General features: G+C 49.7%; 18 protein-coding genes. 7 read left to right on the plus strand and 11 right to left on the minus strand.

The window, feature by feature from the left end:
- Positions 1-293 precede the first annotated feature (293 nt).
- From HMPREF1548_RS24985 to ftsH, 4 genes are all read left to right on the plus strand, one after another.
- Complete coding sequence (locus HMPREF1548_RS24985; protein ID WP_021639546.1) at positions 294-1,502, plus strand: SpoIIE family protein phosphatase; 1,209 nt, start codon at positions 294-296, stop codon at positions 1,500-1,502.
- 156 nt (positions 1,503-1,658) lie between these two features.
- On the plus strand, positions 1,659-3,197 hold the full coding sequence (gene tilS, locus HMPREF1548_RS24990) for a tRNA lysidine(34) synthetase TilS (protein ID WP_021639547.1): 1,539 nt from the start codon (positions 1,659-1,661) through the stop codon (positions 3,195-3,197).
- A complete protein-coding gene (gene hpt, locus HMPREF1548_RS24995) occupies positions 3,190-3,717 on the plus strand; it encodes a hypoxanthine phosphoribosyltransferase (RefSeq protein ID WP_021639548.1) in 528 nt (175 codons plus the stop codon). The genes tilS and hpt overlap by 8 nt, the downstream gene beginning before the upstream one ends.
- A gap of 133 nt (positions 3,718-3,850) precedes the next feature.
- Positions 3,851-5,701 (plus strand): ATP-dependent zinc metalloprotease FtsH, encoded by a 1,851-nt coding sequence (ftsH, locus tag HMPREF1548_RS25000; RefSeq protein WP_021639550.1) that lies wholly within the window; start codon positions 3,851-3,853, stop codon positions 5,699-5,701.
- A 227-nt stretch (positions 5,702-5,928) separates the two neighbouring features.
- Here the strand turns inward: ftsH and HMPREF1548_RS25005 are convergent, their stop codons facing one another.
- From HMPREF1548_RS25005 to HMPREF1548_RS25030, 7 genes are all read right to left on the minus strand, one after another.
- Positions 5,929-7,698 (minus strand): recombinase family protein, encoded by a 1,770-nt coding sequence (locus HMPREF1548_RS25005; RefSeq protein ID WP_021639552.1) that lies wholly within the window; start codon positions 7,696-7,698, stop codon positions 5,929-5,931.
- Entirely contained in the window at positions 7,695-8,093 is a 399-nt protein-coding gene (locus HMPREF1548_RS25010; protein WP_021639553.1) for a recombinase family protein, read from the minus strand. The genes HMPREF1548_RS25005 and HMPREF1548_RS25010 overlap by 4 nt, the downstream gene beginning before the upstream one ends.
- Positions 8,094-8,185: 92 nt before the next feature.
- On the minus strand, positions 8,186-8,359 hold the full coding sequence (locus HMPREF1548_RS29225) for a transposon-encoded TnpW family protein (RefSeq protein WP_021639554.1): 174 nt from the start codon (positions 8,357-8,359) through the stop codon (positions 8,186-8,188).
- Between the two features lie 460 nt (positions 8,360-8,819).
- Positions 8,820-9,062, minus strand: a complete 243-nt coding sequence (locus HMPREF1548_RS25015; RefSeq protein ID WP_002604473.1) for a helix-turn-helix domain-containing protein — start codon at positions 9,060-9,062, stop codon at positions 8,820-8,822.
- Entirely contained in the window at positions 9,046-9,483 is a 438-nt protein-coding gene (locus HMPREF1548_RS25020) for a sigma-70 family RNA polymerase sigma factor (RefSeq protein WP_002604474.1), read from the minus strand. Before HMPREF1548_RS25020 ends, HMPREF1548_RS25015 begins: the two co-directional genes overlap by 17 nt.
- A 473-nt stretch (positions 9,484-9,956) precedes the next feature.
- Positions 9,957-10,940: a 23S rRNA (adenine(2503)-C(2))-methyltransferase RlmN gene (gene rlmN / locus HMPREF1548_RS25025; protein ID WP_002584956.1), complete on the minus strand. Its 984-nt coding sequence runs from the start codon at positions 10,938-10,940 to the stop codon at positions 9,957-9,959.
- Between the two features lie 16 nt (positions 10,941-10,956).
- Positions 10,957-11,142 carry a cysteine-rich KTR domain-containing protein gene (locus HMPREF1548_RS25030; protein WP_003431289.1) on the minus strand — a complete coding sequence of 62 codons (186 nt, stop codon included), beginning with the start codon at positions 11,140-11,142 and terminating at the stop codon, positions 10,957-10,959.
- Between the two features lie 398 nt (positions 11,143-11,540).
- Between HMPREF1548_RS25030 and HMPREF1548_RS25035 the strand changes: the two genes are divergently transcribed.
- From HMPREF1548_RS25035 to HMPREF1548_RS25045, 3 genes are all read left to right on the plus strand, one after another.
- Complete coding sequence (locus HMPREF1548_RS25035) at positions 11,541-11,897, plus strand: helix-turn-helix transcriptional regulator (protein WP_002584957.1); 357 nt, start codon at positions 11,541-11,543, stop codon at positions 11,895-11,897.
- Positions 11,898-12,098: 201 nt separating this feature from the next.
- On the plus strand, positions 12,099-12,428 hold the full coding sequence (locus HMPREF1548_RS25040; protein WP_002584958.1) for a plasmid mobilization protein: 330 nt from the start codon (positions 12,099-12,101) through the stop codon (positions 12,426-12,428).
- Entirely contained in the window at positions 12,389-13,723 is a 1,335-nt protein-coding gene (locus HMPREF1548_RS25045; RefSeq protein WP_021639556.1) for a relaxase/mobilization nuclease domain-containing protein, read from the plus strand. The genes HMPREF1548_RS25040 and HMPREF1548_RS25045 overlap by 40 nt, the downstream gene beginning before the upstream one ends.
- 201 nt (positions 13,724-13,924) lie before the next feature.
- Here the strand turns inward: HMPREF1548_RS25045 and HMPREF1548_RS25050 are convergent, their stop codons facing one another.
- The 4 genes from HMPREF1548_RS25050 to HMPREF1548_RS25065 form a co-directional block, all read right to left on the minus strand.
- Positions 13,925-14,134, minus strand: a complete 210-nt coding sequence (locus HMPREF1548_RS25050) for a transposon-transfer assisting family protein (protein WP_021639557.1) — start codon at positions 14,132-14,134, stop codon at positions 13,925-13,927.
- Between the two features lie 4 nt (positions 14,135-14,138).
- Positions 14,139-17,537: a YodL domain-containing protein gene (locus HMPREF1548_RS25055; RefSeq protein ID WP_021639558.1), complete on the minus strand. Its 3,399-nt coding sequence runs from the start codon at positions 17,535-17,537 to the stop codon at positions 14,139-14,141.
- 125 nt (positions 17,538-17,662) lie between these two features.
- Positions 17,663-18,031 (minus strand): cysteine-rich VLP domain-containing protein, encoded by a 369-nt coding sequence (locus HMPREF1548_RS25060; protein ID WP_007860200.1) that lies wholly within the window; start codon positions 18,029-18,031, stop codon positions 17,663-17,665.
- On the minus strand, positions 18,028-19,381 hold a 1,354-nt coding region (locus HMPREF1548_RS25065; protein WP_021639559.1), incomplete at its 5' end, for a type IA DNA topoisomerase. The genes HMPREF1548_RS25065 and HMPREF1548_RS25060, both read right to left, overlap by 4 nt.

The raw sequence follows: 19,381 nt of genomic DNA on the forward strand, positions 1-19,381 counted from the left end.
AGCCACCGGCTAAGCCGGTGGTCTTGACTATTCCTGCGGGCAAAGGTATGGGGGCCGGGAAAGGGTTTTTATGCGTGGTTTTGCCGGAGCGAAAACGACCGGCCGCGACTGCCTTACGGAAAAGCCGACAGCAAAGAGCGCCGAAAAGCGCATCTCATGGAGGAAAAAGGAAATATAGCCTGATAAAAACCGGGGACAGGCCCCCATGCTTTGACAAATCCCGCAGAAGGATCCCGCTATAATGAGAGCGAGTCACAGACAGGAAAACAGAGTAAAGAAAGGCGGGATGGCAGATGAAGAGCAGGGACACGGCAGGTGCGGCGCAGTCCGGTTATCTTTTGGAATATGGCAGGCGGAAAATCAGGGTATGTGCGGATACCTTTCAGAACCTGGCCCAGATTTTCGGGGAAGACGAAGAAGAGGCGCAGGGAGAGGATGGCATAGACGCAAGGCAGGCGAGAGCGGTGTACATGATGAGGAAACGGCTTGCGGAGGGAAGGCAGCTGTTTGCGGGAAATCTGAAGGAAATGGCGGATATGATGAATCATGTGGCCGATGAGTCCGTGCGCTTCATCAGCCTGGGGAACCGGAGGCAGAAGCAAATCATGAAGGGGCTTCTTGGCGAGGGGCTGATTGCCAGGGATATTTATCTTGTCCAGAAGGGCGACGGGCGCATGGAACTGTCCATCCTGCTTTCCACAAAGGGAAGGGCTTCCAGGACCGTGGAGGAGGCTGCGGATTATCTTTCTGTACTTCTGGATATGAGGCTGATGTCTGCCAGGCGGAATCCTTTTTTTATCGGACAGGACCCGGTCTGCTTTTTCTTCGAGGAGGAGCCTTTTTATTGCTATATGACCGGGACGGCCCGGGCGGCCAAGGAGACGGAGGAGGTTTCGGGAGATAATTTTGCTTTTTTTGAAGCGGATGACGGAAATTTTACGATTGTGCTTTCCGACGGCATGGGTTCAGGGGAAGAGGCCTGCAGGGACAGCGAGGCCGTGGCGGATATGACGGAAACCATGCTGGAAGCGGGGCTGCCGCTGGAAATGGCGGTGCAGCTTGTGAACAGCGCGGTGGCCAGCGAAGGGAAGGAAGGGAATATGCCCACGCTGGATTTGTGCAGTGTGGATCTGTATGAGGGAAGCTGCCGGTTTATGAAAACAGGGGCGGCGGCAAGCTTTATCAAGCGGGGGAGCATTGTGGAAAAGATAGACGGCGGGACGCTGCCGCTGGGCGCTTTCGGACATGCACAGCCCCGGCCCGCGGAGTGTCAGCTGATGGACGGGGATTACATAATCATGCTTTCCGACGGAATGACGGAGGGCTGGCCCGGAGAGGATGGGGAGGAGAGGCTGGAAACGCTGCTTGGCTGCATCGGCTCCGTTTCACCGGCGGAAATCGCCAATACGATGATGAAATATGCCATCGAACAGTGTCAGGGCAGAATCAGGGATGATATGACCGTGCTCGCGGCAGGCATCTGGGAGAGGAATCGGGAGTGACAGAGTGAACATTGAACAGCAGCACCACACAGACTTCGGGGGACAAGACCTGGCGGCAGCATTGATTTTTTTGAAAATATTGGATATAGTAAAAGGATAGCCGGTATCTTTTGAAGGATACCGGCAGATACGAAAAAGAGGAAGGCAGCAGCAGGCATGATAGAGAAAATCCGCTGGTATATGGAAGAACAGCATATGGCCGGGCCGGGGAGCAGGATCGTGGTGGGAGTGTCAGGAGGGGCGGATTCCATCTGCCTGCTTCATGTGCTTGCCCTTCTTGCGCCGTCATTTCAATGGAAGCTGGCGGTGGTCCATGTGAACCATCTCATCCGCAGGGAAGCGGGGGAGGATGCCGCCTATGTGGAGGAAACCTGCAGGCAGCTGGGGGTTTCCTTTTATCTGACCGAAGTGGATGTGGAGGCTCTGGCAAAATCCAGGGGGCTGTCCGTGGAGGAGGCCGGCCGTCAGGTGCGCTACCGCGCTTTTTATGAAGCGGCGGAAAGCTTTGGGGCGGATCGTATTGCGGTGGCGCATAACAGGAATGACAGGGCGGAGACGCTGCTTTTCCACATGTTCCGCGGGACAGGCCTGGACGGCATGGCATCCATCCGGCCGGTGCGGGATAACATCATCCGGCCCCTTCTTTGCGTGGGAAGGGAAGAGATTGAACAGTGGCTCCGGGAAAAAAATATCCGCTGGTGTATAGATAAAAGCAATGATACGGATACTTATACCAGGAATAAGATCCGCCGTCATATTCTTCCTTTTGCCAGGGAGGAAATCTGCCCGGAGGCGGATGCGCATCTTTCGCAGGAGGCGGAGCTTCTGGCACTGACGGCGGATTTTGTCGGCAGGAGGGCGCAGGAGGCCCTGGACAGATGCAGGCTTTTAGAGGAAGCGTCCGATGGCTCCGCGGGCCCGGAGGAAGCCCGGGCCAGGATGGGGAACCCGCAGGAATGCAGGCCATCCCCGGTAAAAAGAATCCGCATCGCCGTACCGGCCTTCCTTCAGGAAGAGAAGCTTCTGCAGACCCATCTTCTCAGGCTGGTGCTCAAGGAGCTGTCCGGAGGAGGAAAGGATATCGGCATGAGCCATATCAGGGATGTGGAAAGCCTTTTTTACAAACAGGGCGGAAAAAGGGTGATGCTTCCCTATGGCCTGGAGGCGCTGCGCAGCTTCGGCGAGGTGATCGTTCAGGAGAGAAAGCCGGCGGCCGCGGCGTTGGACGGGACGGAGGAGGAGGTCCCGGCGGCGCATTTTTTCCAAAAAATAGATATGGAGGAGCTGGCCGGGAATACAGGGGATACGCAAAATGCGGCCCCGGTTCTTACATTGGCCTGCGGCGGGGGAAAAATCCTTGAATTTTCCCTGTTCCGGCGGGAAAATTCTCAGATAATTCCGCAAAAAACATGTACGAAATGGTTTGATTATGATAGAATAGAATCTCTGGTACTTCGGACCAGACAGCCGGGAGACTATCTTAGCATCAATGATAAGCTTCAGAAGAAGCGTCTGAAGGATTACCTGATTCAGGAAAAGATACCGGTACAGGAAAGGGAAAATCTGCTTCTGCTTGCGGACGGCAGCCATATCCTCTGGGTAGTGGGACACCGCATCAGCAGCGCAGTGAAAGTGACGGACAGCACGAAAAGAGTGCTCCGGGTACACATAAGAGGAGGAGAAGAAGATGGCTGAAAGAGTCAGAGTATTATTAACGGAAGAAGAAGTGGATGCAAGAATCCAGGAAATCGGCGATCAGATCAGTAAGGATTATGCGGGCAGGCAGGTTCATCTTGTATGCGTCCTGAAGGGCGGCAGCTTTTTTATGTGTGAGCTTGCCAAGCGGATTACGGTTCCTGTTTCCCTTGATTTTATGTCTGTTTCCAGCTATGGCAGTTCTACCAAATCCAGCGGCGTCGTTAAGATCGTAAAGGATCTGGATGAACCCCTGAAGGATAAGGATGTTATCATTGTGGAGGATATCGTGGACTCCGGCAGGACACTGAAGTACCTGATGGAAATGATGCGTGACAGAGGAACAAAGAGCCTGGCGCTCTGCACGCTTCTTGATAAGCCTGAGAGAAGGGTTACGGATGTAAAGGTGAACTACACCGGCTTCCAGATCCCAGATGAATTCGTAGTGGGCTACGGTCTGGATTATGATCAGAGATACAGAAATCTTCCGTACATTGGTGTGGTTGAATTCGATGATTAATGAAAATAATGAAGAAGCTGCGGAATGCAGCTTTTTCGTTTGAAAAAAGGCAGTTTCCCGCGGGCCGCAGTCCCGGCAGGGAGGAGGCTCACACAGAAGGGCTTAAACAGCTGCCGTAAAAGGAGGAAAGAAATTGGGAAAGAATATCAGGGGTATTAATCTGATTTTTATTCTGCTGCTGGGAGCGCTCCTTCTGATGGTATGGTCCAGCTCCATGAACCAGATGCAGGATAATTATACCCGGGGCGCCCTGGAAGAGGATTTGAAGGCCGGAAATGTAACCAGCGCCGTCATCACGCAGAACAGGGAAACGCCTACCGGCTCGGCCGCCGTTCTGCTCAAGGGCGGGCAGAACCGGACTCTTTATGTGACGAATGTGGAAGAAGCGATCCGGCTGTTTGAGGATTACAGCATTGATCCCGTTGTGCGGGATGTGCCCAGGGAAAGCTGGTTTATGAATTCCTTACTTCCCATGCTCGTCGTGGCCGTAATTATCATGGTGTTCTTCTTTATGATGATGAATGCCCAGAATGCGGGCGCGGGCGCCGGCGGCAACAAAATGATGAACTTCGGGAAAAGCCGGGCCAGAATGAGCGTGGGCGCAGATAACAAAATTACCCTTAAGGACGTGGCCGGGCTGAAGGAGGAGAAGGAAGAGCTGCAGGAAATCGTGGATTTCCTCCGGGAACCCTCCAAGTTCACCAGGGTGGGAGCCAGAATTCCCAAGGGTGTCCTGCTGGAGGGCCCTCCCGGAACCGGTAAGACCCTGCTTGCCAAAGCCATTGCGGGTGAGGCGAATGTACCGTTTTTCAGCATTTCAGGATCTGATTTCGTAGAAATGTTTGTCGGCGTGGGCGCTTCCAGGGTCCGTGACCTGTTTGAAGAAGCGAAGAAAAATTCTCCCTGTATCGTATTTATTGATGAAATTGACGCCGTGGCAAGACGCAGAGGAACCGGTATGGGCGGCGGCCACGATGAAAGGGAGCAGACGCTGAACCAGCTGCTGGTGGAGATGGACGGCTTCGGCGTGAATGAAGGAATTATCGTTATGGCGGCCACCAACCGCGTGGATATACTCGATCCCGCGATTTTGCGTCCCGGACGTTTTGACAGGAAAATCAGCGTGGGAACCCCGGACGTGGGCGGCAGGGAAGATATCCTGAAGCTGCACGCAAGAAATAAGCCGCTGGCCGATGATGTGAACCTGAAGCAGGTGGCCCAGACTACCGCGGGCTTTACCGGCGCAGATCTGGAAAACCTTTTGAATGAAGCGGCCATTCTGGCGGCGGAGTCCGACCGGGTATTCGTATCCCAGGAGGACATCCAGAGAGCCTTTATTAAGGTGGGAATCGGTTCGGAGAAGAGAAGCCGTATCATTTCCGATGCGGAAAAGAAAATTACGGCCTATCATGAATCCGGCCATGCGATTCTGTTCCATGTGCTTCCTGATGTGGGGCCGGTATATACGGTTTCCATCATTCCCACAGGAATCGGGGCGGCCGGCTATACCATGCCTCTGCCTGAGAGGGATGATATGTTCATGACAAAGGGAAGGCTGGAAGAGGAGATTATGGTGTCCCTGGGGGGACGTATCGCAGAGCAGTTGATTTTTGACGACATCACTACCGGCGCATCCAGCGATATCAAGAAGGCAACCAAGCTGGCCAGGAAAATGGTGACCCGCTTCGGTATGTCCGACAATATCGGTGTGGTCTGCTATGATGACGACGATGACGAAGTATTCATCGGCCGTGACCTTGCCCATGCCAAATCCCACAGTGAGCTCATCAGCGGTGAGATTGACAAGGAAGTCAAGGAAATCATTGACAGGTGCTATGCCAGGGCTAAAGAAATCATTCTGGAAAATATGGAAATCCTCCATAAGTCCGCGGATCTTCTTTTACAGAAGGAAAAGATTACGCGAGAGGAATTCGAAGCGCTGTTCCGGCAGGAGAAATCTTTCTTTGACACAGTTACGGAATAATTAATTGTGAAAAATACACAAAAATGGAATGGTGAATTTGTGATATTTGTGAATTCTGGGTATGTACAAAATGGGGCGGGTTTGATATTATAATACTCGTAACCCCCCCCAATACATTATATAGTTTTTTGCTATACCCCATAAGAAATACCTTCTCTAAAAAGGACAGCCATAATGGGGCGGTGAATTAAGAAAACATTGAAGCAAGGGACGGTATAGCCAAACGGCTATGCCGTTCTTTGCTGTTTTTGAGTTGTATTTTGGGCTTTTTCTTTTGCCCGTTCAAAATCAAATGCACCGATGAAGTTATAAACAATCGTGATTTCCCTTGTCTTGGATTTCTTATCGGTATGGGAAACCTCGATACGGTCTATAAACTCCCGCAAAATGGAAGCGTCAAGTTCCTGCATATCGGTGTACTTCTTTACGACGCTGATAAACGCCTTAACGTTGGTTTTTTGCTTTTCCTGCTGCTTGATTTCTTCCCGCAACACTTCTGCCATTGATTTTAAGTTTTCCTGCTCCAACTCATAATCACGGGACATTTTGATAAACCGTTCATCTGATAATTTCCCGGTTACATTGTCCTCGTATAAATGCTTGAACAGGTTATCCAATTCGGCAATCCGGCTTTCGGCTCTGGAAAGTGTTTCGCGCTTGCGAGAAAACTCCGCGTCGCGCTCCCGTAAACGGCTGTCCGCTGCTTCTTGGATAAACTCGGCTTCGTACTGCGTTACATACTCGATTGCTTCCCGCAAGTTCCGCAAAACAATTTCGTGCAGGACAACATTTTTAATGGAATGGGTCGTACACAAATCTTTGCCTTTCCGATAGGTCGAACAGATAAAATACTTCTGTTCTTCGGTAAAGTTCGTTGCGCGGCATTGATACATCTTGCCGCCACACTCTGCACAATAAAGCAGCCCGGAGAAAATACCCATATCGCCCATTTTGGTAGGGCGGCGGCGTGATCGGCGTATGTTCTGCACAATGAGAAATACGCTTTCTTCCACAATCGGCGGCTGCGTGTTCTCAAAGATTACCCATTCCGACGGGTCGTTCCACAATGTCTTTTTGCTTTTGTAGGATTGCTTGCGGGTCTTGAAGTTTACCGTATGCCCTAAATACTCGATTTTTTCAAGCATACGGGAAACCGTTTCATTCGTCCACTTGTAAGGATTAGCCCCCGGCTTCGGCTTGTTTGTTACTTTCAAGCCTTTTGACAACCAATAGAAAGTAGGATTAAGGATTTGATGTTCCTCTAACCACTTTCCGATTTTTTGCGGTCCCAAGCCGGAAACGCACAACGCGAAAATCTGCTGCACAACGGCTGCGGCTTCCTCGTCTATAATCCACTTCTTTTTGTTGTCCGGGTCTTTCATGTAGCCATAAGGCGGGATTGTGGTAAGATGTTCGCCGGATTTCCCCTTTGATTGCCAAGTAGCGCGTATCTTCTTTGAAGTGTCGCGGGCGTACATCTCATTGAACACATTACGGATTGCGGTAAACTCATTTTCGCCCCGCGTACTGTCCACTCCGTCGTTGACAGCGATAAAATGCACGCCAAAATCGGGAAACAGCATATCGGTATAAAAACCGACTTGCAAATAATCGCGTCCAAAACGGGACATATCCTTGACGATAACGCGCTTGATTTTCCCCGCCTTAATATCGGCTAACATACGCTGAAAGCCGGGGCGGTTGAAGTTCGTACCAGAATATCCGTCGTCCTCGTCATAGTGCCGGATTGCCGTATAGCCATGCTCCCGGCAGTACCGTTCCAAAATCTTCTTTTGGTTTGCAATACTGTTGCTCTCGCCCTCCAATTTGTCCTCTTGCGAAAGCCTTTCATACAAAGCCGTTATGCCCTCGTCCTGTGCGTTCTGCTGTTGATCGCGCACATAGAATTGTAAGACATTGTTTGAAATGGCTTCGCGGACTTCCGCGCTTAACACTTTGGGGGCTGCAATCTGCTGAAAGGAAAAAGTGTTACTCAACTGCGCTCACCACCTTTCGCGGCAAGTGCAGCATATAGCTGTCGGCTGCAATCCAGCGCGGCATGGTCGCCGTTGATCGCTTCAATAGAAACACCCAAACCAGCGGCGCAATCTGCAAAAGCGATTACGTCTAAACAGTTACGGGAAATGCGGTCAAGGCTTGCCACAATGATTTTTTCTAACCGCCCATTTTTCATATCCTGCTGCATAAGGGAAAACGCGGGACGGTCAAAGTTCAAACCGTTATAGCCGTTATCTACATACAGCGCAAAGGTGGCAATCCCATTTTGGCTTGCGTGGTAAAGAAGTTTTTGCATTTGATTGTCAAGGTACAAAGTATCTGTTTGAAGTGCCGCACGAAAATAGTATGCGGTCAATTTATCCGGCTGTTTCATGTTACCTCCTATTCCGACAGCCGGACAAACAGGTTATGTATATTATACCACAAAACCCGCCGCCCGTCTGCAATAGGAGAGTAATTTCGGCATTATACCGGGCTTTTTTCTTGTTTTAGGTCATTGTGGATTAGGCGGCGTACCTTTGTCGCGGCGTCCTCTCTTACACCGTCTTTTACAACGGCTTTGACGATATAGGTTATATCCCCGATCTTGTATTCGCGTACAATCGGGGATTTTGCTTCTTGCTTATTTGTTTGTTCCATAGTAGAAAATCCCCCTTTCGTGGGATAGAAAGAGAATATGAACTAAAAAGGCAAAAACGGGCGGTTGTTAGCTGCAACCTCACGGGAGTTTCACCCCGGCCCATGCTTATGGGTGCGCCGCGCAATACTTTGAGGGTGTTCAACGCGGGAGTATCATTGTGCCGCCTTGTATGTCGTCGCCCACAAGCTGCTAAACTTGTTTTACGGCGCGGTAGTTCTCGCTCGGCTTTTCCCCGTAGGGGAAAAGCTGTCATGGCGTACCCGCCGACTGGCTCGGTACAGACGGAATGTACCCGTTGCCTGTTATGCTGCGCACCAAAGGCCGCTTTCTTTGTCAAAGAACAATAGGCTTTGTCGGCCTGCAAAAGCACATCAACAGCGGATATGCTTTTGCGGAACGACAAATAGCCCATAACGGGAAGCGTGGAAAGGGGACACGCTCCCGCATGGGCTGGAAAAGTTATCCTACATGAAAAGCAAGGGTGCGGGTAATAAGACGCACTTGCAGCCTGTTACGCATTTCCTCGTCCACATAGGAATAGGTATTGCCCGCGTCGTCTTTCAGCGTGCGGGTACAAAGTTTTGCTATGTAACCCTCGTAATGCTTCAAGATCGCGCACATGGCGGTTGTGTCGCCGTTTGCCGCTGCGGAAATGACAGGGAACGGCAACAGATTTTCAGATTTCCTAACGGTATTCATCATCTGCTTTTCCCTCCAAATACTGTTTGATTTTCGCAAGCGCGGATTTCCTGTGCCGGAAAACCGTCGTGCGTACAACATTCAGCAGTTCGCCAATTTCCGCGTCGCTCATATCCAAGAAGTAGGACAACAGGATAATGTCGCGTTTTCTTTCGGGCAAAGCGTTAAGTGCTTCGGCAAGCAATTCATTTTTGACGAGTACATCAAAGCCGGACACTTGAAAACGGAAATAATCGCTTTCGTATTCGTCCGTTGTGAAAAGCTGCGCAAGTTCGCTTTCGCTCAAATCCGAAAAAGTAACTTCGCGTGCTGCGCGTTTCGCAAGAGTGCGACGGTGGCTTTTCGCTTCGCCGACCAAAGTTTTCTTTGCTAATGCGTCGTACTGATGTTGTATTCTTTCCTTGTCGGAAGAAGATAGCTCCATAGAGTTCACCTCCTTCCCGCGTGGAGTAGAGGACGGGAGTTAAGGGCTTGTCCTCTCTGCCCCTTTCGCTCCGTACCCGTTCGGGAGATGGCTCTTGAGTGCGCTTTTCAGAAAAAAGTTGAAAAAAGCAAAATGCGCCCGTCCGCAAGACGCGGACGGGCGCAAAGGAAATGTAAGCAGTAGCTAAATGTATTGACAGTTCACATTCATAGCCGGAATATCCCGCTTGCGGAGCATAGCTTTTTTTGACCGCAAAGCATTAGGCGGGTTACAGTAAATAAAAATGGACACGGCGATACCTCCCCGATACCGCCGTATCCTTAAAAAAGGGCGACTTTAATACACTACCCGCAATCCATTCTATAATAGGGAACAGCGGCTTTTGCGCAATATTAAATAAAAAAGCCGATAACACATAGGTTTTTTGACCTAATGCGTTATCGGCTCTGCGTCTATGCGTCTGGCACTTTTAATCATTTTTTTTTGAATTTATTATATGTGTTAGCTAACTGTCCACAAGCCGCGTTAATCTCTCTGCCATGAGAAACTCTCATAGTAACTTCAAGTCCTGCTTGCTCTAATTGATGTTTGAATGCAACTATTTCCCGTTTCTGTGGTGCTTTAATTCTTGAATTGCTTGTTGGGTTGTATTGTAACACGTTAATCATAACTTTTTTGCCCCGAAACCATTTTGCAAGTTGTCTTACATCTGAGGGCCGGTCATTTATACCCGGTAAAAGCAAATACGCAAAGACAATTTTGCGATTATGCCTTTCAGAATAGGATAAGGCTTGCTTAACAACATCTTCAATAGCATATATGCGCATGTGAGGAATAATACGATTTCTTGCAGATTGTGTTGCTGCGTGTAAAGATATTGTCAACTGAATTTTAAGATGTTCCTCGCGCAATTTTTTTAATTGATCGACCGGACCAACTGTTGATATGGTAATGCCGTCGGTTGGAAAGTTGAGCCCATATCTATCTCGGAGAATATGGATTGCTTTTATCAAGTTGTCATAATTGAATAAAGGCTCTCCCATACCCATAAAAACGATACGGTTTACTTTTCGACGCAACAATATAATCTGTTGTACGATTTCTGACGATGTTAGATTACGAACAAAGCCATTTCGCCCGGACTCACAAAAAATACAACCAACAGGACAACCGACTTGTGTGCTCACGCAAACAGTTCCACCATCTCGCCGCTTGATAAAAACCGTTTCAATGTATTTGTTGTCTTTCAGTTCGTAAACATACTTTTCAGTATCACTGCTTTTGCAAATATTTTTTACCAACATTGATAGATTTTTTTTGCGTGGTAATTGCTTATATAATTCTTCATATAAGGCTTTTGCTTCATTCTCGCCAATAACTTCCGACATTTCTTTGTAAGTAAATCCGTATGGATCATTCCGTACTTCCGCAGGCGTATATTTAGGTAAACGTTTCATTTTTATATCCTTTCTTCTAAATAATAAAAGTTTGTTTTTCTGTATTTTTGATTACAATCTCTAATTTTTCTACATCAATGATATGCGTCAATTTGCATTTAGGGCAGAAAAGAGGAAAATCTTTTAATACAGTATTATGAAATACTTGAACTCTCGTCTTTCCGTTACAAATCGGACATTTTATCCAATATTTTTTAAGCATTATATTTCACTCGTCCTTTTTACACAAAAAAATGCAGGTCAATCCTCAACATGAGCATTGACCTGCATTTATAATGCACAGAGCAGTACAACAAAACTAAGGCATAGCTTGCACTATGTCTATACTATATCTATACGTCGTTAGTTTTTTGTATAGCATCCGCAAAATAAGCATGACAAAAAAGCCCATGTTGAAAATGGGAAAATCCTTTTTTTCAATGCTTATCTAATACGCATGCTATGCAACATAAACGCCGCCTCCTTTTACATAAATTTTATTTTATCAGAAAATCAGTCTACTGTCAATACACAACAGGAAGTATTTAACCTAATGATATGAATTGTGTGGACATATCCAAAAAGAAAGGTGAACTGTAAAATGTAACAGGGTGAATGAAAATGGCAAAAAGACCCGTACCATTGTACGACTTTAAGGCTTTCGGGGCAGCTATAAAAGCCGCGAGAAATGAATACGGCGAGAGCCGCAAAAAGGTAAGCGACGAGTTATATATTTCCCCGCGCTACCTTGCGAATATCGAGAACAAGGGACAACAGCCGAGTTTACAGGTATTCTATGACCTTGTAACCCGGTATCATATTTCGGTAGATCAATTTTTCTTCCCGAACAGCAATGCGGAGAAATCCACCGGGCGGCGGCAGCTTGACGCGCTGCTGGACGGTATGAGCGATAAAGGCATACGGATTGTAACCGCAACAGCAAGGGAGATAACGGAAGTCGAAAAAGCAGAGGATTAACCTCACAATATGAGAAATCGGGAGATTGCAGCGCATGGCGGCTGCAATCTTTTTTTGCGTCCAAAATCAAAGGAACGCGCAACAAATACCGCCTTTCGGTGGGGGTATGGAGTAGATAGCAAGCACAGCAAACGAGTACCCGTTTGCGGAAAATGCTTGTTGGGATAATCCCAAACCCTTATACCGAAAGGCGGCGCGGAAATGGAAAACCGAAAGAGAAATATACAGATGAAGTTTTACGTTACGGAAGAAGAAAAGCGGCTGATCGACGAGAAGATGAAGCAGCTTCCCATAAAGCAGTATGGGGCATACTTCCGTAAAATGGCGATAGACGGGTATATTCTTGTCGTTGACCGAAGCGACACAAAAGCATATATCCGGGAACTGCAAGCGGTGAGCCGGAACATCAACCAAATTGCAAAACGCGCCAATGCGACGGGGACGGTTTACAGGCAGGATATAGAGGACATTAAAAAGGCGGTGGACGAGATATGGCGGTTACAAAGACGCACCCTATTAAATCAACCTTAAAGGCTGCGATAGACTATATCTTAAATCCCGAAAAGACAGACGGGAAGCTGCTTGCGTCCTCTTTCGGCTGCGGGCTGGAAACCGCCGATATTGAGTTTGCATGGACGCGGGAAGCTGCCGGAGATCGCGGCACACATTTAGGGCGGCACTTGATACAATCCTTTGCGGTGGGAGAAACCACACCGGAAGAAGCGCACAAAATCGGCATGGAACTTGCCGGGGCGGTATTAGGCGGCAAGTATGAGTTTGTTTTGACAACTCACGTCGATAAAGACCATCTGCATAATCACTTGATTTTCAACGCGGTTAGCTTCGTTGACTACAAAAAGTACCATTCCAACAAGCAAAGCTATCACTTTATCCGGCGCACCAGCGACAGGATATGTAAAGAGCATGGGCTATCCGTCGTCGTACCGGGACAGGACAAGGGAAAAAGCTATGCAGAATACACCGCCGAAAAGCAAGGGACAAGCTACAAAGCAAAGCTGAAAACGGCGATAGATACTCTCATTCCCCAAGTGAAAGATTTTGACGAACTGCTGCGCCGCTTGCAGGAAATGGGGTATGAAATCAAACAGGGCAAATACATTTCCTTTCGCGCTGCCGGACAGGAACGGTTTACCCGCACAAAGACGCTCGGCGCGGCCTATACGGAAGAAGCGATAAAGGAGCGTATCAAGGGCGTGTATGTTGCCAAAACAAAAACGCTGCGGGAAGATAAGAAAATCCGGCTTGTCGTCGATCTTGAAAACAGTATCAAAGCCCAACAGTCGGCGGGCTATGAACGGTGGGCAAAAATCCATAATCTGAAACAGGCTGCTAAAAGCATGAACTTCCTAACCGAAAACAAGATTGAGTATTATAGCGAACTTGAAAGCAAGATAGCCGATATTATGACCGCTCATGACGCGGCGGCAAAGGCGGTTAAGGAAGTGGAACAGCGTATGTCTGATTTGTCGCTGCTTATCAAGCACACCACCACATACCGACAGTTAAAACCGATTTACGATGAATACCGAAAATCGCCGGACAAGGAAAAGTATCTGCGGGGGCATGAAAGCGAAATTATCCTGTTTGAAGCTGCGGCAAGGGCATTAAAGGAAATGCAGATAAAGAAGCTGCCCGATCTCGCCGCGCTGCGCAAGGAGTATAGCAGCTTAAACGACAGGAAAACCAAATTGTATGAGGATTACCGCCAAGCGAAAAAGCAAATGCAAGAGTACGGCGTTGTCAAAAAGAACGTCGATAGTATTCTTTACCCGTCCCAAAGCAGGGCGCGGGAGCAGGAGCGATAAGGCGCAAAACATGGGGTGGCAAGTGGAATGTTAAGGGCTGAAAACGCCTGTGTTTCTGCGGCTTCCAGCGCATGAAAACGACATAGACGATAAAGTATATTCAAACCCGCAAAAACGGCTTTCTAATTGTCCACGCAAGGACAAAAAAAGAACAGGGGCGCGGTGCCGGAAATCGGCAACCGCGCCCCTGTTCTCTATGGGCTATTCCTCGTCGGTCAAGATAAACTCCCTTTCGGAAAACTCGCTGTCCGTCATGGCTTGCAGCTTGTTCACCGCTGCGGCGGCAAGCTGGCGCATATCCTCGTCCATGTAGGGTATGGCAGAGTTGATATTATCAATCGTCCTTTCCCGGCTGTCCTCGGCGTAAATCGCAATTATGTTTTCTTCCTCAATGGTAAAGCGGATATTCATACTATCAAACCTCCAAATCCTTTTTCTGCTCTTTCTGCTTGTCTTTCGGCTGCTGCGCCGCCTGTTTCTTGTACTCGTCCAGCTTCTTCAAAATGGACGGTTTCTTTTGCGGCTGCTCCCGTTTCTCGGCTTTTACCGCTTTCGCAAGGTCGGCAACGGAGATCGCTTCGCCCGCCTTTGCCCGCTGCTCCAAATCCGCGACGGTGGGCGTTTGCGGCGTATTATTGATAATCCCGTCAAAGTTGTTGTCGTTCTGCTCTACAATGTCCTCAACGTGCTTTAAGGGATTATCCCGCTGCGGCTGCTCGGCAGCTATGGCAAATGCCTGTGTGCCGTTTCCCATAATGAGATACTTCCCGTCCTCCGACGCATGATGAAAACCAAAGCCCGCCGCTTCGATCTGTTCTCGGCTCATGTCGGTAATATAAAAATTACCCCTCGGCGTTCTGACGGTTTCGCCCGTCATAAGGCTTTCGGGGGTCGCTTCCGGCTGCTGCTTTTCAAGCTGCCCGCCCTTGTAGGAATACCCTTGTGCCGCGATTGCTTCAAGGGTCTTGCCTGTAACGTCGCCATAAATCCGCTTGTCTGCGTCTACAAGCAGTTGCAGCGTATCTTTTACGGTATCGGATAGGGCTTGCTGCTGTTCGGGAGATAGCTTATCAAATACGGGGGTCTGCTGCGCTTGTTCCTGTAAAAACTCCGGTACTTGCTGAAAACCTATGCTGTCTACATAGTGGGCGGTGTTCTCGCCGTTCTGATGAAGCACAACAATGTCGGAAACGGAAAGGCTATGCCCCTTAAAATCGTCGGGGCGGTCGATATTAAACTTTTCCCAAATGCCGCCAAGCGTCATATCCTTTGTAAGCTGCGCGGTATAGACGAGTTCATAATTTGCCCGGTCAACGGTATGCCCCGTTGCTTGCAGACGGTCGAAAGGCTCAAAGCGCAAATCCATAGTTTCCTCTCTGCGGGCTAACTGATAAATCCCGTAGCTGTCCTCCTTGCCGTTGAGAAGCAAGGTTTCTTTTGTTTTCGTTTCCTGCTCCTGCTCGGTTTGCCGCTGCTGCTGCAATTCGGTAAAATGCCCCTCAATCTCGGTAATGAGTTCCTTTGCGGTCGCCTGTATCGTTTCAAGGGACGCTTTTAATTCGGTCATTTCCTTGCCGCTGCTCCACCCGGCAACATACCCGAAAGAGTAATCCGACGTATCAAGCCCGAAATGCTGACACACCGTATAGGCAACGCTTTCAGCCTGTACCTCGCGGCTGCGGCGGTCAACGCGGTTTTGTTCCTCCAGCGGGGCATTTAAGTCCACGTCATGCAGCTTCGCATGGGCGATTTCGTGAATGGCGGTCTTAACCGCTTGCAGCTCACTCACACCCTCTTTGATAGCAATTCGCTTATCGGTCAAACTGAAATATCCGTTTGCGCCGTTTGTGATCTGCTCAAAAGCAATCGGAACGGGGGACGCTTTTTCAAGGGCAGCGAAAAAGTCCTCGTACTGTTCCACATCGGCAAGCAGCGGTTTAACGGAGAGGTCGGGGAACTCCTTGCCCTCGGTCTGCGAAATGTCAAAGACGGTTACAACCTTAAAGGCGGGAACGGTAACTTCCTTTTCTTCCTTAACCGTCTTTCCCTCGCTGTCAAGTATGGGCTTTCTTGTGTCGGGGTCGATTTTATCCACCAGCTTTTTTACCTTGTAGGGCGCGGGGGCAAAGATTTTAATACCTTTCTCGCCGCTTTTCACATGGCGGTCAAACTCTTTCTGCCATTGTGAATAGCCCTTTACCAAATTGCCTCCCTGCATGGCGATTAGGATAGTGTTATTCAAGCTGTAATCGTGAAACTTTGACATAGCCGTTAAAAACTCTTTGTAGCGGTCGCTGTCAAAAACCGCCTGTATGCCCTGTTCCAGACGGGCGGTGATCTCCTTTACCTTGTCGCCGGGCTTTTCGGAAGAAAGGATAATCGGTACGACGGGGCGGGGCTGCTGCGGCTCGGCGGGCTGTGCGTCTGCTTGCTGTACTTCGGCTGCGTCTAAAAAGGTTTTATCCTGTTCGCCGCGCTCTTGCTGCGGGTAACTCATAATGCGGTATTCCTCCGGCACTTCGCGCCCCTCAAACTGACGCTCCCACTCGTCGCCGCTTTCGACGATATAGCCGTATTCGGTAAACGCGCCCTTTTCCTGCTCGGCGGCGTTCCTGCCAAAAGCGGTAAGGTCAATCCCGCCTTTCCATTCTTCGGGCATTTGCACCATGCCGGATTGATTTAAGTAGTAGTCGCCCAAATCGCGGTAGGTATGTACTTCGGGAATATGGACGTAGAAATCCACGTTGTAGGTGAAGTCGATTACCTGTCCGATGTTCTCAAAGCCGTTTTTCTGCTGCAAGGCTGCGTTCAGCTTGCCGATCTCGGCGGGGTCCAGCTGCTCAATCCGCGCCGCAAGAAAATTGAGTTCGTCCACGCTGGCGGCGCATACCATGTCATAAGGCAAGGCAATATGTTTTTCCGGGTCGTCGGAAAAGCCGCGAATGGAAAAATCCTGCGGGTTGTCGGCGGTAATGCCGACGCTCTGCATGGCTTCGTGAAGCTGCTCCTTTGTGGCGGGCATATCCAGCCAATAACCGTCGGGGTCGCCCGCTTCAAAACGGCTGCGGTTGCCAATCATAATAGAAAACTGTTCGCTCATGTGTTCACGCTCCTTTTGCTGCCCGGTAGTTTCGGGGATAGCTGCCGTCTGTGGCTGCTGCTGCGGGGGTTCCTCGCCCTCAATGGTATAGCCCGGTAAAAGCATACCGTTTACTTTGAAATGCTCGGCGTACTCCTGCGGGATAGGTGGGGAGATTTCCGTAAACAGACGGTCATATGCTTTGATACGTCCATTCAGATACTTTTCCATAGCCGCCTTGTCGGAAAAAACCTTTCTGTCCTGTCCGGCAATCTTCGCTTGCCCGTTCCTGTTCGGGCTGTTGGTATAAACGCTCCATGTGAGAGAATAAGAGTAAGGGACGCTTTGCTGCTTCTCCCTGTCGTAACGGGTGTTCTCGTAAATGTGGTAGTTCATCTGATATACCCGGTTGCTGCGGGTATATCGGTCATATTCGCCTTTCTGCCACTCGTTAGAAGTGTGCTGCACAACGGTTGTCCTTGTGTATTCAATCGCTTTGTCAAGCAAAAGTGTTTTTCCCGCCTGTTGCTCCCAAGCGGTGGCGCGTCTTGCAAGGTCGTCAAAAACCGCCTGTTCCGCTGCCGCGCTTTCCTCGCGCATGGCGTGTAGCTGTTCCGGCAGCAAGGAAACATAGGGGGCAATATCCCCGTCCTTTGCTTCAAAATATATCCGGCGTTCTATCCGCATGGTTTCGGCGGTTTCCAATTTGTCATGGTCGTATGAAGAATACGGCATATTGTTTCATCACGTCCTTTCTCGATTTTTAAGGGTTTGGGACTATCCCAACAAGCAAAATGCCCGCGCCGTTCCAAGAGCAGCGCGGGCATTTCTCGCAAACGGGTACTCGTTTGCTGTGCTTGCTATGTAGTTGTTTTTATCCGTAAACGCCTGTTTCTCTCACTTTCCGCTTTCTGCCTGCGGCGTATCTTTGCCGCACAATCGGGACAGTATTTCGCCCGATTGCTGCCCGCCGCAAACGTGCTGCCGCATACCGCGCAACGCTTCAAATCGGTTTCCCCGCTGCGGGTGATCTGTTCGCAAAGCTGCCTGTCTGCGGGTAAAACCGCTTCGCGGAAATAACGGCATAACAGCGAATAGCTGATACTCTGCACACACACGCAAGTTTCCCCGTCGTCCAATAGCAGACAGTTCCCGCAATCGTTGTTGGCGCACGCGGCGCGGGTCATTTTCTTAACGGCTCGATACTGCTTTTCATCAAGCCTAATCATTTTCGGTTCTGCTCGACGCGGAAGTTTACATACTTGCCGCCTGTGTCGGCAAGCAGCACAACCCCGTCAAAGGTCTTTCCCGTTTTGGTGGAGTACATACCCTTGATTTTTACCTTTCCGTCTTTCAAAAGGGCGGCGGCAATCGCCTTTGTGAAAGTCTTTTTGCGCTGCTGAAAGAACAAGTCATTTTTCCACATGACAAAGCTGCACGCCCTGTCGGAACAGTAGTAGTTTTTCTTGCCCTCGTAAACCGTCGCGCCGCAACGGGGGCAAGTGCCGATTGCTTCCCGCTGCGGGGTAAACAGCTTCGCTTTATCTTCGGAAATCGCGGAATAGGTTTTGACAAGCCCCGCTGTCATTTCCTCAATGCTGCGCATGAAATCGTCCGGGCTGTCGCTGCCTTTGGCAATCCCGGTAAGGCGGGTTTCCCATTCTGCCGTAAGCTGCGGGGACGTAAGGACTTCGGGCAGGATAGCGGCAAGGTTATACCCGTCCTTTGTGGGGATTAGCTTTTTGCCCTTGCGCTCGGCAAAGCCCGCACTAATGAGTTTTTCAATGATACCCGCCCGCGTTGCGGTAGTGCCTAACCCTTTGCGCTCTGCGTCCTCCGGCGTTTCTTCCTTGCCCGCGTTCTCCATAGCGGACAGAAGCGTATCTTCGGTATATGCTTTCGGGGGCTGCGTGTAACGCTCGGAGATCTCCGCTGCCGGATTGTCAAAGGTCTGCCCCTCGGCAAGCGGCGGCAAAACGGTTTCCGGCTCTGCGTCCTCGTCCTGTTCCTCGGACGCGGCGCGGGACAGCTTTTCAATCTCACGCCACCCCTCGCAAAGCGTCGTCTTTCCCTTTGCGGTAAAGGTATAACCGCCGCAAGAGATAACCGCCGTAACCGCTTCATATTCATAGGGCGCGGCTGCGGCGCAAAGCAGCTTCGCGCATACAAGGGTCATAAGTTTTGTTTCGCTGTCGGTAAGGGAAGAAAAGCCCGTTTTCAAAAACTCGGCTGTCGGCAAAATAGCGTGGTGGTCGGTTACTTTGCTGTTGTCGCAAACCCTTGTAAGGTCTGCTTGCAGCTTCACGTCCCGCATAAAGGGAAGCAGCGAACAAAGCCCGGTAATGAGTTCCTTTGTGCTGTCCTGCATATCGGAAGTGATGTATTTGCTGTCGGTGCGGGGATAGGTCAAAAGCCGCTTTTCGTAGAGGGCTTGCGCATAATCAAGGGTCTGTTTCGCCGTAAACCCGTACAGGCGGTTGGCTTCGCGCTGCAACGCGGTAAGGTCAAACAGCTTCGGCGGTGCAACGGTCTTTTTCTCTTTTTTGAGGGAAGTACAAACGGCTTGCGATTTCTCGCAA

This window comes from Clostridium sp. KLE 1755 (assembly GCF_000466465.2).
Lineage (GTDB): Bacteria > Bacillota > Clostridia > Lachnospirales > Lachnospiraceae > Eisenbergiella > Eisenbergiella porci.

Bases quoted from the DNA above. Each gene is read 5' to 3' on its own strand.
- HMPREF1548_RS24985 (WP_021639546.1), top strand. From the start codon at position 294: ATGAAGAGCAGGGACACGGCAGGTGCGGCGCAGTCCGGTTATCTTTTG.
- HMPREF1548_RS25020 (WP_002604474.1), bottom strand. From the start codon at position 9,483: ATGGAGCTATCTTCTTCCGACAAGGAAAGAATACAACATCAGTACGAC.
- hpt (WP_021639548.1), top strand. From the start codon at position 3,190: ATGGCTGAAAGAGTCAGAGTATTATTAACGGAAGAAGAAGTGGATGCA.
- HMPREF1548_RS25050 (WP_021639557.1), bottom strand. From the start codon at position 14,134: ATGAATATCCGCTTTACCATTGAGGAAGAAAACATAATTGCGATTTAC.
- HMPREF1548_RS25060 (WP_007860200.1), bottom strand. From the start codon at position 18,031: ATGATTAGGCTTGATGAAAAGCAGTATCGAGCCGTTAAGAAAATGACC.
- HMPREF1548_RS25045 (WP_021639556.1), top strand. From the start codon at position 12,389: ATGGCGGTTACAAAGACGCACCCTATTAAATCAACCTTAAAGGCTGCG.
- rlmN (WP_002584956.1), bottom strand. From the start codon at position 10,940: ATGAAACGTTTACCTAAATATACGCCTGCGGAAGTACGGAATGATCCA.
- HMPREF1548_RS25035 (WP_002584957.1), top strand. From the start codon at position 11,541: ATGGCAAAAAGACCCGTACCATTGTACGACTTTAAGGCTTTCGGGGCA.
- HMPREF1548_RS29225 (WP_021639554.1), bottom strand. From the start codon at position 8,359: ATGGAACAAACAAATAAGCAAGAAGCAAAATCCCCGATTGTACGCGAA.
- HMPREF1548_RS25010 (WP_021639553.1), bottom strand. From the start codon at position 8,093: ATGAAACAGCCGGATAAATTGACCGCATACTATTTTCGTGCGGCACTT.
- HMPREF1548_RS25015 (WP_002604473.1), bottom strand. From the start codon at position 9,062: ATGATGAATACCGTTAGGAAATCTGAAAATCTGTTGCCGTTCCCTGTC.
- HMPREF1548_RS25030 (WP_003431289.1), bottom strand. From the start codon at position 11,142: ATGCTTAAAAAATATTGGATAAAATGTCCGATTTGTAACGGAAAGACG.
- HMPREF1548_RS25055 (WP_021639558.1), bottom strand. From the start codon at position 17,537: ATGCCGTATTCTTCATACGACCATGACAAATTGGAAACCGCCGAAACC.
- HMPREF1548_RS25040 (WP_002584958.1), top strand. From the start codon at position 12,099: ATGGAAAACCGAAAGAGAAATATACAGATGAAGTTTTACGTTACGGAA.
- tilS (WP_021639547.1), top strand. From the start codon at position 1,659: ATGATAGAGAAAATCCGCTGGTATATGGAAGAACAGCATATGGCCGGG.